The organism is Arthrobacter sp. YAF34, assembly GCF_052113245.1.
Lineage (GTDB): Bacteria > Actinomycetota > Actinomycetes > Actinomycetales > Micrococcaceae > Arthrobacter.
The window spans coordinates 251714-265681 of record NZ_JBFRCV010000004.1 but is presented as its reverse complement, the minus strand read 5'-3'; the positions used below and the strand labels follow the sequence as shown (position 1 = coordinate 265681).

The 13968-nt window shown below is 69.1% G+C and carries 15 protein-coding genes; 11 read left to right on the top strand and 4 right to left on the bottom strand.

Translation table 11 applies throughout. The annotated features are described in order from the left end of the window. Positions 1-62: 62 nt before the first annotated feature. The gene (locus tag AB4Y72_RS07235; protein WP_441425465.1) at positions 63-413 is read right to left on the bottom strand and encodes a MerR family transcriptional regulator; all 351 of its coding nucleotides are present in this window, start codon (positions 411-413) and stop codon (positions 63-65) included. A 205-nt stretch (positions 414-618) separates the two neighbouring features. Between AB4Y72_RS07235 and AB4Y72_RS07230 the strand changes: the two genes are divergently transcribed. Next, positions 619-2142, top strand: a complete 1524-nt coding sequence (locus AB4Y72_RS07230) for a SulP family inorganic anion transporter (RefSeq protein ID WP_441425464.1) — start codon at positions 619-621, stop codon at positions 2140-2142. Between the two features lie 9 nt (positions 2143-2151). Here AB4Y72_RS07230 and AB4Y72_RS07225 read toward each other — a convergent pair whose 3' ends face one another. Then, positions 2152-3258 (bottom strand): GTP pyrophosphokinase, encoded by a 1107-nt coding sequence (locus AB4Y72_RS07225; RefSeq protein ID WP_441425463.1) that lies wholly within the window; start codon positions 3256-3258, stop codon positions 2152-2154. Between the two features lie 241 nt (positions 3259-3499). Here AB4Y72_RS07225 and AB4Y72_RS07220 point away from each other — a divergent pair, with 241 nt between their 5' ends. The 10 genes from AB4Y72_RS07220 (at position 3500) to AB4Y72_RS07175 (ending at position 12691) form a co-directional block, all read left to right on the top strand. Then, the gene (locus tag AB4Y72_RS07220; protein ID WP_441425462.1) at positions 3500-4297 is read left to right on the top strand and encodes an alpha/beta hydrolase; all 798 of its coding nucleotides are present in this window, start codon (positions 3500-3502) and stop codon (positions 4295-4297) included. A gap of 150 nt (positions 4298-4447) precedes the next feature. Further along, positions 4448-5809 (top strand): Na+/H+ antiporter NhaA, encoded by a 1362-nt coding sequence (gene nhaA, locus AB4Y72_RS07215; protein ID WP_441425461.1) that lies wholly within the window; start codon positions 4448-4450, stop codon positions 5807-5809. A 135-nt stretch (positions 5810-5944) separates the two neighbouring features. Continuing rightward, the gene (locus AB4Y72_RS07210; protein WP_441425460.1) at positions 5945-6247 is read left to right on the top strand and encodes a rhodanese-like domain-containing protein; all 303 of its coding nucleotides are present in this window, start codon (positions 5945-5947) and stop codon (positions 6245-6247) included. 29 nt (positions 6248-6276) lie between these two features. After that, a complete protein-coding gene (locus tag AB4Y72_RS07205) occupies positions 6277-7638 on the top strand; it encodes an MBL fold metallo-hydrolase (RefSeq protein ID WP_441425459.1) in 1362 nt (453 codons plus the stop codon). Between the two features lie 106 nt (positions 7639-7744). Further along, on the top strand, positions 7745-8749 hold the full coding sequence (locus AB4Y72_RS07200) for a carbohydrate kinase family protein (protein WP_441425458.1): 1005 nt from the start codon (positions 7745-7747) through the stop codon (positions 8747-8749). Continuing rightward, positions 8746-9279, top strand: a complete 534-nt coding sequence (locus AB4Y72_RS07195; RefSeq protein ID WP_441425457.1) for a YbhB/YbcL family Raf kinase inhibitor-like protein — start codon at positions 8746-8748, stop codon at positions 9277-9279. Before AB4Y72_RS07200 ends, AB4Y72_RS07195 begins: the two co-directional genes overlap by 4 nt. Before the next feature lie 98 nt (positions 9280-9377). Next, positions 9378-10196: an HAD family hydrolase gene (locus AB4Y72_RS07190; RefSeq protein ID WP_441425456.1), complete on the top strand. Its 819-nt coding sequence runs from the start codon at positions 9378-9380 to the stop codon at positions 10194-10196. Positions 10197-10304: 108 nt separating this feature from the next. After that, complete coding sequence (locus tag AB4Y72_RS07185) at positions 10305-10553, top strand: hypothetical protein (protein WP_441425455.1); 249 nt, start codon at positions 10305-10307, stop codon at positions 10551-10553. A gap of 207 nt (positions 10554-10760) precedes the next feature. Then, positions 10761-11501, top strand: a complete 741-nt coding sequence (locus AB4Y72_RS07180) for a glycerophosphodiester phosphodiesterase (protein WP_441425518.1) — start codon at positions 10761-10763, stop codon at positions 11499-11501. Positions 11502-11566: 65 nt separating this feature from the next. Next, entirely contained in the window at positions 11567-12691 is a 1125-nt protein-coding gene (locus AB4Y72_RS07175; RefSeq protein ID WP_441425454.1) for a glycerate kinase, read from the top strand. A 3-nt stretch (positions 12692-12694) separates the two neighbouring features. On the opposite strand, the gene AB4Y72_RS07170 is transcribed toward AB4Y72_RS07175, so the two are convergent. Continuing rightward, complete coding sequence (locus AB4Y72_RS07170; protein ID WP_441425453.1) at positions 12695-13357, bottom strand: DUF6766 family protein; 663 nt, start codon at positions 13355-13357, stop codon at positions 12695-12697. Positions 13358-13400: 43 nt separating this feature from the next. Then, entirely contained in the window at positions 13401-13901 is a 501-nt protein-coding gene (locus AB4Y72_RS07165) for a DUF6328 family protein (protein ID WP_441425452.1), read from the bottom strand. Between the last annotated feature and the right edge of the window lie 67 nt (positions 13902-13968).

Below are 13968 nucleotides of genomic sequence, written 5' to 3'. Positions count from 1 at the left end.
GGCTACTTCGTGACCACCTGCCGGACAAATATGTCAGATTTTAGGCTGCCGCGAAGAAGGGGTCAGGCGGTTCGGCGGCCCAGCAGGGCGATGAACTCGTCCGCCTGCGCGAGGTTGCGGGCCATCTTGGCGCGCTGGTGCGCAGCCTGCGCCAGGATTTCCGAGAGCCGGGCGTCGGACTCCGGCGTATCCGGGGAGTCGGCGAGCAGGCCCAGGATTTCGGCCATTTCCTCGAGGGAGAAGCCCAGCGGTTTCATCTGCTTGATCAGCATCAGGCGGCCGGCGTCGGCCTCGGAGTAGACCCGGAAGCCGCCCTCGGTCCGGGACGTCGCAGGGAGGAGCCCGACGTCGTCGTAGTGCCGAATCGTCCGCAGGGACAGCCCTGTCCGTTCGGCCAGTTCGCCAATGTGCATGGTTGCGGTGCTCCCGGTTGTTGCGGGTAAAAGACCGTCGTTCACAGCCTCCAGCCAAACTCTACCATCACGTTAGGGTAGGGTTGAAGGAGCAGGTGAGCCCATCACGGCGAGCTCCCTGCCCTGTCCGGCGCGACGCAGCGTCCCACTTTCTTTGAAATCTGAAGGCGTCCTAGTGCCTTCTTGACCACGAACGGAGCCAGAAATGGCCGTCAAATCCGCCGGGATTTCCCCGGCCTTCACGCCCGAGCAGCTGCAATCGGTCCGGGGCGCGCTGAGGTCCCCGCGCCGGCTCAAGACCGAGGTCCTCGGCGGACTCGTCGTGGCCCTGGCCCTGATACCTGAGGCGATCGCTTTCTCGATCATCGCCGGCGTGGACCCGCGGGTCGGACTCTTCGCGTCCTTCACCATGGCGGTGACCATCTCCTTCGTGGGCGGCCGGCCCGCGATGATCTCGGCGGCCACCGGCGCCGTCGCCCTGGTGACAGCACCGCTGGTGAAGTCGCACGGCGTGGACTACCTCGTCGCCGCAGTGATCCTGGCCGGCATCTTCCAGGTCGTCCTGGGCCTGTCCGGGGTGGCGAAACTGATGCGCTTCATCCCGCGCTCGGTCATGGTGGGCTTCGTCAACGCCCTGGCCATTCTGATCTTCATGTCGCAGGTACCCGAGCTGATCGGCGTTCCCTGGCTGGTCTACCCGCTCACGGCGCTGGGTCTGCTCATCGTCTTCGGCCTGCCCAGGCTCACCAGGGCGGTCCCCGCCCCGCTCGTGGCCATTCTGGTTCTGACGCTCATCACGGTGACGGCCGCCGTCGCCGTTCCCACGGTGGGGGACAAGGGTGCGCTGCCGGATTCGCTGCCCTCCGTGTTCCTCCCCAAGGTGCCGTTCAGCCTCGAGACGCTGCAGGTCATCTTCCCCTTCGCACTCGCGATGGCCTTCGTGGGGCTGCTCGAATCGCTCATGACGGCCAAGCTCGTCGACGACATCACGGACACCCGCTCGCCGAAGACCCGTGAGGCCTGGGGCCAGGGCGTGGCGAACATCGTCACCGGCTGCTTCGGAGGGATGGGCGGCTGCGCGATGATCGGCCAGACCATGATCAACGTCAAGGCCTCCGGAGCCCGCACCCGGATCTCCACGTTCCTGGCCGGCGTCTTCCTCCTCATCCTTGTGGTGGCGCTTGGCGGCGTGGTTTCGCTGATCCCGATGGCCGCACTGGTGGCCGTCATGATCTTCGTGTCCGTGGCCACTTTCGACTGGCACAGCATCCGGCCCGCCACGCTCAAGGCGCTGCCCAAGAGCGAGACCCTCGTCATGATCGCCACGGTGGTCGTCACCGTCGCCACCCACAACCTGGCGATCGGCGTCGGCGTCGGCGTTCTGGTCGCCATGGTCCTGTTCGCCCGGCGGGTGGCGCACTTCGTCACGGTGGAGCGGTCCCTGGCGGAGGACGACGGCGGCCAGCTCGCCACCTACAAGGTGGACGGCGAGCTGTTCTTCGCCTCCTCGAACGACCTCTACACCCAGTTCGAGTACGCCCTGGACCCCGACCGCGTGGTCATTGACATGCGGGACTCGCACCTGTGGGACGCCTCCACGATTGCGGCGCTGGATGCGATCACGGAGAAGTACCGGCAGCATGGCAAGAGCGTCGACGTCGTGGGCCTGAACGATGCCAGCGTCCTGATGCGCGAACGGCTCGCGGGGAAGCTCGGCGCCGGGCACTAGCCGTGCCGCCTACCCCTGCGTGAGGCGGTACCGCTCGATCTGCTTGAGCCGCCGCAGGAGGCTGTCGCGCCGGGGGTGGGGGACGGCGTCGGCCGGTTCGGCGGTGAGCTCGATGTGCTCGGTGCCGTACTGCCACAGCAGCAGGTCATCGAGCAGCCGGTCCGGGCCGGGGGAGTAGCGGTGGTCCAGGGCCTTGCGGACCTCGGTGATCCGGTTGGCGCTGAGCAGCCCGGCGAGCTGCATGGTCTGGTTGAGGCCATGGGCGGCCATAAGCTCCGCGGCCCAGCCCCAGTCGTCGTCGACCTTCCGGTCCACGTGCGGCAGCAGGGTCCGCCAGACGTCGCGGATTCGGTTGGGCGTCAGCGGCGCGGCACCCTCGCCGTCCACATCCCAATAACTGCGGACCTCCTCGTAGCGCTCGTGGAGGTCCGAGAACGCGCTTTCCACGGTCTCGAGCATGGCGGCCGTGGCGGTGAACTGGCGGTCAAAGTGCGGAGTCCAGGCCCGGGGGTCCTCGGCCTTGAAACGGATGTCGTGCTCGATCTCGCTCCACGCGTGCGCGAACACCGTGCGGATCTGGCATTCGAAGAAGTAGCTGCCGTTCGGGGGGACGTCCGGGTTGAACGCCTGCTGATAGTCCTTCACGGCCTCGTTCTGGATGGTCCGCAGGATCAGGTGCCGGCTGGAGTAGCCGTACGTGCCGGACTCGATCGAGCCGATGTCCTTCTCGCGGTCCCCGCGGCAGTCAAAGAGCTGACGCTGGCGCTTGATCAGGTTTGCCACCACCGCATTTTCGGCCGGCAGCTTGGTGATCACCCGGATGCCCACCATGTCGTTCAGGGTCCGGAACGGGTCCGGGAACGTCAGCAGGGGCGGCCCGCCCGGCTCCAGCGGTTCCTCCGTGCGGGAAATCTTCTCGCGAAAGGACTCCACGGTCTTGGTTCGGCCGGTGACGAACAACGGCGTCACCTCGGTGCCCTTGAGCATGGCCCGCAGATTGAGCAGGACCTCCCGGGTGACCAATTTCAGGGCAGGTCGGACCCGCTCGTACAGTTCTACGTTCTCCTGCACGGAATCGCGCAGGCTTAGGTCCAAACGATCCCAGTTGCTCGCCATGTGTCCAGCTTACGGCGCACCCCCGACGCCGGCCCGCACCCCCCGCGGCCGGCGCGCAGCGGCTCCCTCCGGCGGCGCAACCGGACCGGGCGTGTGCGACGTCCTGCGCGGCGCCGCGCGGCGCCCGCTGTAGGCTCAGCACATGGCTGATATGCGGCGACGGGCTTTAATCGCAGCCGCAGCGACGGTGACACTGGGGGCAGTCTCCGCCGCCTGTTCACCGGGCCCCAAGGAGGACGCAGTGAAGAGGCAGAAGTACCAATATGGCGAGGACCCCAGCCAGTGGGGCGAGCTCTTCCTCCCGGATGTGGCTGCGCCCAAAGGCGTGGTGGTGGTGATCCATGGCGGTTACTGGCGTTCACAGTACGGCGCAGAACTCGGCGAGCCCCTGGCCAGGGACCTGGCCGCACACGGCATGGCGGCCTGGAACCTGGAGTACCGGCGGGCCGGCAACGGCGGAGGCTGGCCCAACACCTTTGCCGACGTCCTGGCCGGCATCGACAAACTCGGCGAGCTCGCCGGCGACCACGGTCTCGGGCTTGACCGGGTGGTGGCCCTCGGCCACTCCGCCGGCGGCCACCTTGCGGTCTGGGCAGCGGGACGCGGCAGGCTCACCGGTCTCGGCGCCCCCGACGCGGACCGTCAGCTGACGCGCCGCACGGACGGCGACGGCGCGGTGCAGCTTACCGGCGTCGTCAGCCAGTCCGGAATCCTGAACCTGGCGGCCGCCGAGCGGCTCAACCTCAGCAACGGCGCCGTCAGCAATTTCCTGGGCGGATCGTCGGAGAAATACCCCAAACGGCATAAATACGCCGATCCGATGAGTGCGGTGCCTCTGGGCGTGCCCGTCTATGCCGTCCACGGCACGGAGGACGACACGGTGCCGGCCAGCCAGTCGGAGACCTACGCCGCAGCGGCCAAGGCGGCCGGCGCGCCCGTCCAGCTCCTCAAGGTCCCGGGCGACCACTTTGCGCTCATTGACCCGAAGGCGCCCGCCTACCGGAAATGCCGCGAACTCGTGCAGCAGATGCTGGCCTGACAATCCGTCCCGGGACGCCCGGGACGTGGATGGTGCGGGCGGTGGCTCAGACCGGCCGCCCCCCGGGGTGCCGAAAACGCATAGACTGGACCCCAGGTGCGCCGGGAAGTCTGGTCGGCATAGTTTCGTCGACCCCACTTTAAGGACCCTATGAGCGCCGTGCCCCCTTCTTCCACCCCTCCCGCATCCCCGCGCCTCAGCGTCTTCGGCCGCGGCAGTTACGCGGAAGCGCTGCGCATCGGCGAAATCCTCCGCAAGGAAACCGTCGGGGGGGCGCTGCTGGTCGCCGCGGCGGTGGCGGCCCTCATCTGGGCGAACTCCCCGGCGTCGGAAAGCTACTTCGCGTTGCGCGACTTCACCGTCGGCTACGCGCCCTGGCATCTGGACCTGAGCCTGGGCGCGTGGGCCGCCGACGGCCTGCTGGCCATCTTCTTCTTCCTGGTCGGCCTCGAACTCAAGCGCGAGTTTGTCGCAGGCGACCTGCGGAAGTTCAGCAAGTCCGTGGTTCCGGTGGCCGCCGCCGTGGGCGGGGTGGCCGTTCCGGCGCTCATCTATGCGGCCGTCAACCTCTCCAGCCCCGAGACCCTGCAGGGCTGGGCGATCCCCACCGCGACCGACATCGCCTTCGCCCTCGCTGTGCTGGCGCTCATCGGTTCCCACCTTCCCAGCGCACTGCGCATCTTCCTGCTCACCCTCGCCGTCGTGGACGATCTACTGGCCATCACCATCATCGCGGTCTTCTACACGAGCGAACTCCATCCCGCCCCGCTCCTGCTGGCCCTGCTTCCGCTGGGACTGTACACGTTCCTGGTGCAGAAATACCGCCGGTTCTTCGGCACCCACGCAATGGCCGCCTGGCTGATCCTGCTACCGCTCGGCGCCGCCACGTGGGCGCTGGTTCATGCCTCCGGCATCCACGCCACCGTGGCCGGCGTCCTGCTCGGCCTTGCCGTTCCCGTGATCCGCTCACAGGCCAGCGGCGGCCCCGAGGCCGGACCGGGCCTCGCGGAGATCTTCGAACACCGGTTCCGCCCGATCTCGGCCGGAATCGCCGTCCCGCTTTTCGCGTTCTTCTCAGCCGGGGTGGCCGTCGGCGGGGTGCCGGGCCTCGGCGCCGCCCTGACGGACCCTGTGGCCGTTGGCATCATCCTGGCCCTCGTGCTCGGAAAGCCGGCCGGGATCCTCGGCACCACCTGGCTCATCACCAAAGCCACGCGCGCCCGGCTGGACACGTCCTTCAAATGGATCGACGTCTTCGGCCTGTCCATCCTGGCCGGAATCGGTTTCACCGTCTCCCTGCTGGTGGCCGAACTGAGCTTCGGCCAGGGCGCCGTCCACGACGACCACGCCAAGGTGGGCATCCTGGCAGCCTCGCTGCTCGCCGCGTTCCTCGCCACCGCGGTGCTCCGGGTCCGCAACACGCAGTACCGCCAGGCGGAGGAGGAGGAAAAGATCGATTCGGACCACGACGGCATCCCGGACGTCTACCAGCAAGGCCATCCGGCAGGCTAGGTCGCAGGCTAGAGTGGCAACTGGATTTAGGCGCCGGGCGGGTGGGGCCACCCGAGCGCCGTTGATACCCCAAGGGGTATCATTGTCTTGCTGGAATACGCGCCGGGACCTCCGGCGCCCTCGAAAGGAACAGGCATGAAGAGCATCTCCGTCAAGGACCTGGCCGCCCTGGGCGACGCCACCGAAATCGTCGATGTCCGCGAGGAAGACGAATACGCGGCGGTCCGCGTTCCCGGCGCCCGGAGCATCCCGCTCTCACGGTTTGTACAGTCCATCGACGAGGTTCCGGCCAGCGGCACCGTCTACGTCATGTGCGCCGCAGGCGGTCGCAGCGCCCAGGCCACCACCTACCTGGAGGACCAGGGCTACGACGCCGTCAACGTCACCGGCGGGATCATGCAGTGGCAGGATGAGGGCCACCCCGTCAACCGGGGCTGACGCTAACGGCTGACCTGAACGGAGGCGCCATGGAAGTCATTGTCATCGACACCCCGCAGCTCGGGGACCGCAGCTACCTGGTCCACGACGGTTCCGTCGCGCTGGCAATCGACCCGCAGCGGGACACCGACCGCATCGAGGCGGCCGCGCGGGACGCGGGGGTCACCATCACGCACGTGGCCGAGACGCACCTGCACAATGACTACATCACCGGCGGCCTGATCCTGGCCCGCGCCCACGGTGCCAGCTACCTCGTGAACGCCGCCGACCCCGTGGCATTCGAGCGCACGCCCGTGACCGATGGGCAAACGGTCCAGGTAGGCTCACTCACCGTCAAGGCAGTTGCCACCCCGGGCCACACGCACACCCACGTGTCGTACATCGTGGACGACGGCCGGAAGCAGGCCGTGTTCTCCGGAGGCAGCCTGCTTTACGGCTCGGTGGGCCGCACCGACCTTGTTGCGGAGGCGGACACGGTCGGGCTGACCCACGACCAGTACGCCTCGGTCCGGCGTCTCGTCGCCGAGTCCGGGCACGACGCCGCGCTGTTCCCGACCCACGGATTCGGCTCGTTCTGCTCCTCCGGACCCGCCACCGGCGCCCGGTCCTCCACGATCGGCGAGCAGCTCGCCGCAAACCATGCCCTGACGGACCCCGACGAGGACCACTTCGTCCGCCAGCTCATCGCCAACCTCACGGACCACCCCTCCTACTACGCACACATGAGCCCGGCCAACGTCCGGGGGCCGGGCCCTGCAGACCTGTCCGTGCCCGAATCGCTCGACGCCGCCGAGCTCACCCGGCGCCTGGACGACGGCGAATGGGTGGTGGACCTGCGGCGGCGGGTGGCCTTCGCGAGCAGCCACCTCAAGGGCAGCGTCAGTTTTGAGTACGGCACCGGCTCCAGCTTCACCACTTACCTGGGCTGGGTGCTGCCGTGGGGTGACCCACTGACCTTGGTCGGCTCGCAGGAGGACCTCCAGAACGCGATCCGCGACCTCTCCCGGATCGGCATCGAATCCCCGGACGCCGCCGTCGGAACCGAACCCCACGTCCTGGCCCCGCAGGCGGCCCTCGCCTCCTACCCCCGCGTGGGCTGGGACGGTGTGCTGGCCGGCCGCGCCGCCGGGGACACCGTTCTGGACGTCCGGCGGTCCGACGAATTCGCCGCATCACGGGTGGTGGGCGCGGTCAACGTGCCGCTGCACGAACTGCTGCTGCGCCTGGAAGACGTTCCGGCCGGGAAGCTCTGGGTGCACTGCGGTTCCGGCTACCGCGCCGGGGTGGCCGCCAGCCTCCTGCAGCGCGCGGGCCGGGACGTGGTCCACATCGACGCGAGGTTCGCCGACGCCGAATCTTCCGGGGTCCCGGTCGACAGGACGGCCGCCTGACGCCTACGGCTGAAACGCGGCTCCGCGCCGCCAGGATAGTCCGTCACGCGCTGGCCGGGCCGGGCAACACCCGGCGCGGGATCGGATTCTCTGGCAGAGTATGAGCATGCTCACAGTTATTGGCGAGGGGCTGGTTGATGTCGTCCAGCGTTCCTCCGGCGTCCAGGCCCATGTCGGCGGCAGTCCCCTGAACGTGGCCGTGGGGCTGGCGCGACTGGACCATCCGGTCCAGTTCATTGGCCGCTACGGCCGGGATGCCTACGGGGAGGCCCTGGCCGCGCACCTGAAGTCGAGCTCCGTGCTGCTCCCGGTGGGACCCGACGAACTGCCCACCAGCGTGGCCGCCGCCCTCATTGACGACGCCGGCGCAGCCACCTACACGTTCGACCTCGCCTGGGAGCTGCCCGGGGTCGCGGCGCGCCTGCCGTTCCTGCTGCAGGGGACCACGCTGCTGCACACCGGTTCCATCGCCACCATGCTGGCGCCCGGCGCCGCCGAGGTGCTCGCCGCCGTCGAGCGCGCCCACCCGTCCGCCACCATCAGCTTTGACCCCAACTGCCGCCCCAGCATCATCCCGGACGTGGACTACGCCCGCGGCCAGGCGGAAAAGTTCGTGGCGCTGGCCGACGTCGTAAAGGCCTCCGACGAGGACCTCGAATGGCTCTATCCTGGTGCCGACCCGCTGGATTCGGCCCGGCGCTGGCTGGAGCTGGGCGGCTCGGAAGGGCCGGCCATGGTGGTGGTGACCCGCGGCGGCAGGGGCCCCTGGGGCATCAACGCCGCCGGTGTTGCACAGTTCGACCCGCCCAACGTCGAGGTCGCGGATACCGTCGGGGCTGGGGATTCGTTTATGGCCGCGCTGCTGTCCGGCGTGGTGGACCTGGGTCTGGACGGGGCACAAAACCGCAAGGCCCTGCGCGAGCTCTCCGCCGAAAGCCTCCGCGATATCCTTGCCCATGCCTCCCGGGCCGCCGCGGTGACCGTGTCCCGCGCCGGCGCCAACCCGCCCACGCGGGCCGAGTTGGCCCGGACGGAGCTTGGTAGCGTGGGGACCGGCAAGGCACGCCAGAGTTCAGAAGAACAACAGAAAGTACAAGAAAGGCAGCCATGACAGCCCACGATCCTTACGCACCGCTGCCCGACGTCCCCACTTTCGACGTCAGCAGCGAATCCCTCGACGACGGCGGCACCATGCCCCAGGCGCAGCGCAGCGGCGTCATGGGCGCCGGAGGCAGCGACGAATCCCCGCAGCTGAGCTGGAGCGGCGCCCCGGCCGGCACCAAGAGCTTCGCCGTGACCGTCTTCGACCCGGACGCCCCCACTGCCAGCGGTTTCTGGCACTGGGCCGTGCTCAACATCCCGGCCAACGTCACTTCACTGCCTGCCGGCGCCGGTTCGCGTGACGGCGCGGCGCTCCCCGCCGGCGCCATGCAGCTGAAGAACGACGCCGGGTTCGCCGGCTACGTCGGCGCGGCCCCGCCCAAGGGACACGGTCCGCACCGCTACCTGATCGTGGTCCATGCCGTGGACGTCGAAAAGCTTGAGGTCGGCAAGAACGACAGCCCGGCCAGCCTCGGATTCGCCCTGTTCAGCCACACCCTGGGCCGGGCCCGGCTGACCGGGCACTACGAACAGCACTAAACGCCCCGGCCTCGGCAGGGTCACCCTCCCCGGCCGCAACCGGCCGCAACCGGCCGCCGCCGGACGTCGAGCCGCGGCGCCCAACGTAGACTGGCAGTATGCGGCTCGTAGCAAGCGATATCGACGGAACCATCCTTGGCCATGACGGAAAAATCAGTGACCGGACCGTCCGTGCGTTCCACGCCTGCCGCGACGCCGGGGTGGAATTGGTGTTCGTCACCGGCCGGCCGCCGCGCTGGCTCCACCCCCTCCAGAACCAGCTCGGACACGCCGGCACCGTCATCTGCTCCAACGGCGCCGTGGTCTGGGACCTTGAGGCGGACCGCGTGGTCTCGGCGCGCGGGCTGGAGCTGGACGCCGTGTTCGAGGCCCGCCGCATCATCCGGCAGCTTCGCCCCACGGCCCTGTTTGCTGCCGAGACCCTGACCGGCTTCCACCTGGAACCGGGATTCCTCGACGACGGCACTAGCCGGTTGCTCGCCGAGGTCACCCCCGCCCCGCTGCACACCACCCTCGCGGCCGGGGACTCCGTGGTGAAGTTCCTGGCCATCGTCCGGGAGGGCACTGCTGACGACTTCCTGGCCGAGGTGACCCCCGCCGTCGCCCATCTGGCCGCCGCGACGCACTCGGCGCCGAACATGGCCTTGCTCGAACTGTCCCTTCCCGGCGTGAACAAGGCCGTGACTCTCTCCGAGTACGCCGCCTCGCTCGGCATCGGCGCCGCGGACGTGGTGGCGTTCGGCGACATGCCCAACGACATCGAGATGCTTCGCTGGGCAGGGGACGGTTACGCGATGGCCAGCGGCCACCCGGAGGCCATCCGCGCCGCGGGCCAGCAGGCGCCGCACTTCGACGACGACGGCGTGGCCCAGATCCTTGAGGCCAAGCTCGCCGCCCTAGGTGTCCGGCTGCGCTGAAGTGCCGCAGCCGGACACCGGATTCCCAGCGGGCGGTCAACTGGCGTTCACTTAGGCCTCCTAGGCTGAAGGCTCGCGACAGATCGTTTGACCGATAGTGGGGACATCATGGCCAAGTACCGCGTCAACAAGACAGACGAACAACCCCTGCGCCGCGTGGAGCCGGACCAACACTGGAGGCTGCTGCGCACGGGCGACCGCGTCAGCGTGCGGCTCGCCCCGGGTTTCGAGGCGAGCGGCCTCGTGGACGCCGTGACGGCCGACCACAGCGTTGTCTGGGTGGACCTCGACGGCGGCCGCGGCCGCACGCTGCTGCACTGCGGCGACGGCGTCGAAATCCGCCCGCACGGCTCCTGACGCCAGCCTCGGCCGCCGCTCCCGGCTACGGTTCGGTTCACCCGCCGAGCCGGTGGATCACGGCTCAGGTACGCTTCAGGAGTGACCAGTCCGCACCCGTATTTCGCCCCTCGCAACCATCGCGACGCCGGTCCAGAGGACAGCGCGGCCCGTGCTGGAGCCGGAGCCGCTGGCCGTGCCTCCGTGGGGCCGCCGGCGCCCTTGGCGATGGCCCACCGGGGCTTTTCGCTGGACGGCCTGGAGAATTCGATGGCCGCGTTCCGCGCCGCCGTCGACCTCGGGTTCCGGCACCTGGAGACGGATGTCCACACGACGGCCGACGGGGTGTTGGTGCTCTTCCACGACAACACCCTGGACCGGATCACGGCGGAGCGGGGCCGGATCGCGGACCTTCCCGCCGCGGCCGTCGCCCGGGCCAGGATCGGCGGCACGGAGCCGATCCCGCGGTTCGAGGAGCTTGTGGCGGCCTTCCCGGACGCCCGGTTCAACATCGACGTCAAGGACTGGAATTCCGTGGCTCCCCTTGCCTCGGCGATTGAGCGCCTCGGGCTGCACGACCGGGTTCTGGTGGCCAGTTTTTCGGACCGGCGGCGCCGCGCGGTGCTGAAGCAGCTGAGCCGGCCCGCCGCGGGCTCGGCCGGCACCGTGTCCAACGCCTTGTTCGTCATCCTGGGCCCGGTGCTGCCGGCGGCGCTGATGTCCCTCGTGGCGGCCCGGGCACTGCAGGGGGTCCACGCGCTGCAGGTTCCGGTCCGCTACGGCGCCGTGACCGTGGTGACGCCCGGTTTCATCCGGCGGGCGCACCGGCACGGCCTGCAGGTGCACGTCTGGACCGTCAACGAGCCCGTGGAAATGCACCGGCTGCTGGATCTTGGCGTCGACGGGATCGTCACGGACCGTGCGGACCTGCTCAAGGCGGTCCTGCAGGAACGTGGGACCTGGGCCTAGAGGCAGCGTCCTGCCACACCGGCCCGGTCAGCGTGCCGGGGCCGCCGGGCTGGCAGGATAGAGCCATGCGCATCCTCATCGCCCCGGACAAATTCAAGGGCTCCCTCACCGCGGCCGAAGCCGCCTCTGCCATGGCCGAAGGCGCACTGCGCGTCTACCCCGACGCCGAAGCCATCCAGTTTCCGGTGGCTGACGGCGGCGAAGGGACCCTGGAGGCTGCCGTCGCGGCCGGCTACGAGGAGCGGCTCAACGCCGTTGTTGGCCCGATCCTGGCCCCGATCGGTGCCGCGTGGGCCATCACCAAGGACGCGTTCGGCGGCGCCACCGCGGTGATTGAAACGGCGCAAGCCTCCGGGCTGGCGCACATGGAGCCCACGCCGGCCAACGCCCTGCGCGCCCACAGCTACGGCTGCGGCCAGCTGATCGCCGCCGCGCTGGACGCCGGAGCCACGGAAATCGTGCTGGGCGTGGGCGGTTCGGCCATGAGCGACGGCGGCAGCGGCGCACTCCGGGCACTCGGCCTCAAACCGCTGGATGCCGCCGGCAACGTGGTGCCCCTCGGCGGCGGCTCGCTCGCCGGCGTCGCAGCCGTGGACCGCAGCGGCCTGGACCCGCGGCTCTCGGCGGTGAAGTTCAGGATCGCCGTCGACGTGCAGAACCCGCTCTACGGCAGCGACGGCGCGGCACACGTGTTCGGCCCGCAAAAGGGCGCCGACGCGGATGCGGTGGAGCTGCTTGACGCCGGCCTGCGCAACTGGGCCTCGGTCCTGCGCGAGTCCACGGGCCGGGACGTCAACGTCCCCGGCGCCGGGGCCGCCGGCGGTTTCCCGGCGTCGTTCCTGGCCTTCAGCGACGCCGCCCTGGAAGGCGGCTTCGAGCTGGTGGCCGGACTCACCGGACTTGCCGAGAAGCTCGCCGTGGCCGATCTGGTCATCACCGGGGAAGGCTCCATGGACAGCCAGTCGCTGACCGGCAAGGCGCCGATCGCCCTCGCCGACGCCGCGCAGGCCCGCGGCATTCCGGTGATCGTGGTGGCCGGCCGGATCCTCGTCACCCCGGAGGACCTCGCCCGGCACGGCGTGGTGGCCGCGGCCCAGCTCCTGGACGTCGCCGCTGGCCCGGACGACGCCGTCGCCAACGCCGCCAAGTACCTTGCCTGGGTCACCAGCCAGGTGCTCGAAGGCGCCTGAGACTCAGGCGCCGGTCTGGGAGTGCGGCTCGGCGACGGGCTTGGACTCTGGCGAGCCTTTCTCGCGCAGATACACCGAGGCGCCCACCAAGACTGCCACGGCCAGGAACTCACTTTGCCAGTTCTGGAAGGACTCGAACCAAAACCGGCTCGTCGCCAGATAGCCCAGCACCGTCACGGTCGGCTGTCCGTGGGCTTGCTGGTCGTCGTTGTAATCGGCGCTGCCGCCGACTGCGTGCAGAACAAACGACATCAGGAAGAGCAACAGGAACAGGATGGACAGGGAGTGCTCGTAAAGTTTCAGGACCCAGCCGCCGTGCCGGACGGGCCAGGGTGTGGACGCTCCGAGCTTGGCCTGCCGGGGATCTTCGTCCTGCGGGGCGGCGCGGCCCATGGGCTTGGACTCCGATGACCCTTTCTGGAACAGGAAAACCGTCAGCAGGACATACATGCCCATCTGCAGGAATTCCGACTCCCAGTTCTCGAACGTGGCCTCAACAAATGCCCCTGTGCCCAGGTACTGCAGGACGCTCACCGCCGGTTGGCCGTGGGCAAGCTGGTCCTCGCTGTAGCTGGCGGCCCCGCTGAGAACCATGCCGCCGAAAAACACAGCAAAGAGGCCGACATTGGCCAGCAGCAGTCCGTGCTCCTTGACCCACTTATTCACGATTCCTCCTCTTCCTCCCGCGCGGTGCCCGGTGACACGTCCGTCATGCCGGACCCTCCTCGCGTCCCTTCCGGCGGAGCGCGGATGGGACGAACACCAGCAGAAGCACGAGAACGGACAGCAGTCCGAGGCCGGCCATGAGGCCGGCCGCCCGGCCCAAGGTGACGTCGAAGATCAGGGACGTGGTGCCCACGCTGAGGAGCGCGACGCCGGCCAACGACACCTTCATGATGGCGTCGGCGCTGGCCACCAGGGTGGCCTTCAGTCCTTGCCGGAAGAGCCGGCGGTGCACGCTCACGGGCAGCAGGATCGTGGCCGTGGTGAGGGCGGCCAGAACCACATTGGCGAGGTAAAGGCTGGTCTGGTAGCCGTCCAGGGTCTCGAAGCGGGCCTGGAACGGAAGAGTCAGGAGGAAGCCGGCGAGAAGCTGGACGCCGGTCTGGAGTACCCGCAGTTCCTGGAGCAGTTCGGACCAGTTGCGGTCCATGCGTTCGGCGCGTGATTCGTCCCTGCCGTAATCCTTCGGCGCTACCGGGCCGGCCATGGGTGCTCCTCAGCGTGTAAGAGTCGAGAACCTGCCGCAACGTGCGGCTCACCCTCAACGTAGGCTT

Coding starts and splice junctions, on each gene's coding strand:
- AB4Y72_RS07235 (WP_441425465.1), bottom strand. CDS start 413: ATGCACATTGGCGAACTGGCCGAACGGACAGGGCTGTCCCTGCGGACG.
- AB4Y72_RS07230 (WP_441425464.1), top strand. CDS start 619: ATGGCCGTCAAATCCGCCGGGATTTCCCCGGCCTTCACGCCCGAGCAG.
- AB4Y72_RS07225 (WP_441425463.1), bottom strand. CDS start 3,258: ATGGCGAGCAACTGGGATCGTTTGGACCTAAGCCTGCGCGATTCCGTG.
- nhaA (WP_441425461.1), top strand. CDS start 4,448: ATGAGCGCCGTGCCCCCTTCTTCCACCCCTCCCGCATCCCCGCGCCTC.
- AB4Y72_RS07210 (WP_441425460.1), top strand. CDS start 5,945: ATGAAGAGCATCTCCGTCAAGGACCTGGCCGCCCTGGGCGACGCCACC.
- AB4Y72_RS07205 (WP_441425459.1), top strand. CDS start 6,277: ATGGAAGTCATTGTCATCGACACCCCGCAGCTCGGGGACCGCAGCTAC.
- AB4Y72_RS07200 (WP_441425458.1), top strand. CDS start 7,745: ATGCTCACAGTTATTGGCGAGGGGCTGGTTGATGTCGTCCAGCGTTCC.
- AB4Y72_RS07195 (WP_441425457.1), top strand. CDS start 8,746: ATGACAGCCCACGATCCTTACGCACCGCTGCCCGACGTCCCCACTTTC.
- AB4Y72_RS07190 (WP_441425456.1), top strand. CDS start 9,378: ATGCGGCTCGTAGCAAGCGATATCGACGGAACCATCCTTGGCCATGAC.
- AB4Y72_RS07185 (WP_441425455.1), top strand. CDS start 10,305: ATGGCCAAGTACCGCGTCAACAAGACAGACGAACAACCCCTGCGCCGC.
- AB4Y72_RS07180 (WP_441425518.1), top strand. CDS start 10,761: ATGGCCCACCGGGGCTTTTCGCTGGACGGCCTGGAGAATTCGATGGCC.
- AB4Y72_RS07175 (WP_441425454.1), top strand. CDS start 11,567: ATGCGCATCCTCATCGCCCCGGACAAATTCAAGGGCTCCCTCACCGCG.
- AB4Y72_RS07165 (WP_441425452.1), bottom strand. CDS start 13,901: ATGGCCGGCCCGGTAGCGCCGAAGGATTACGGCAGGGACGAATCACGC.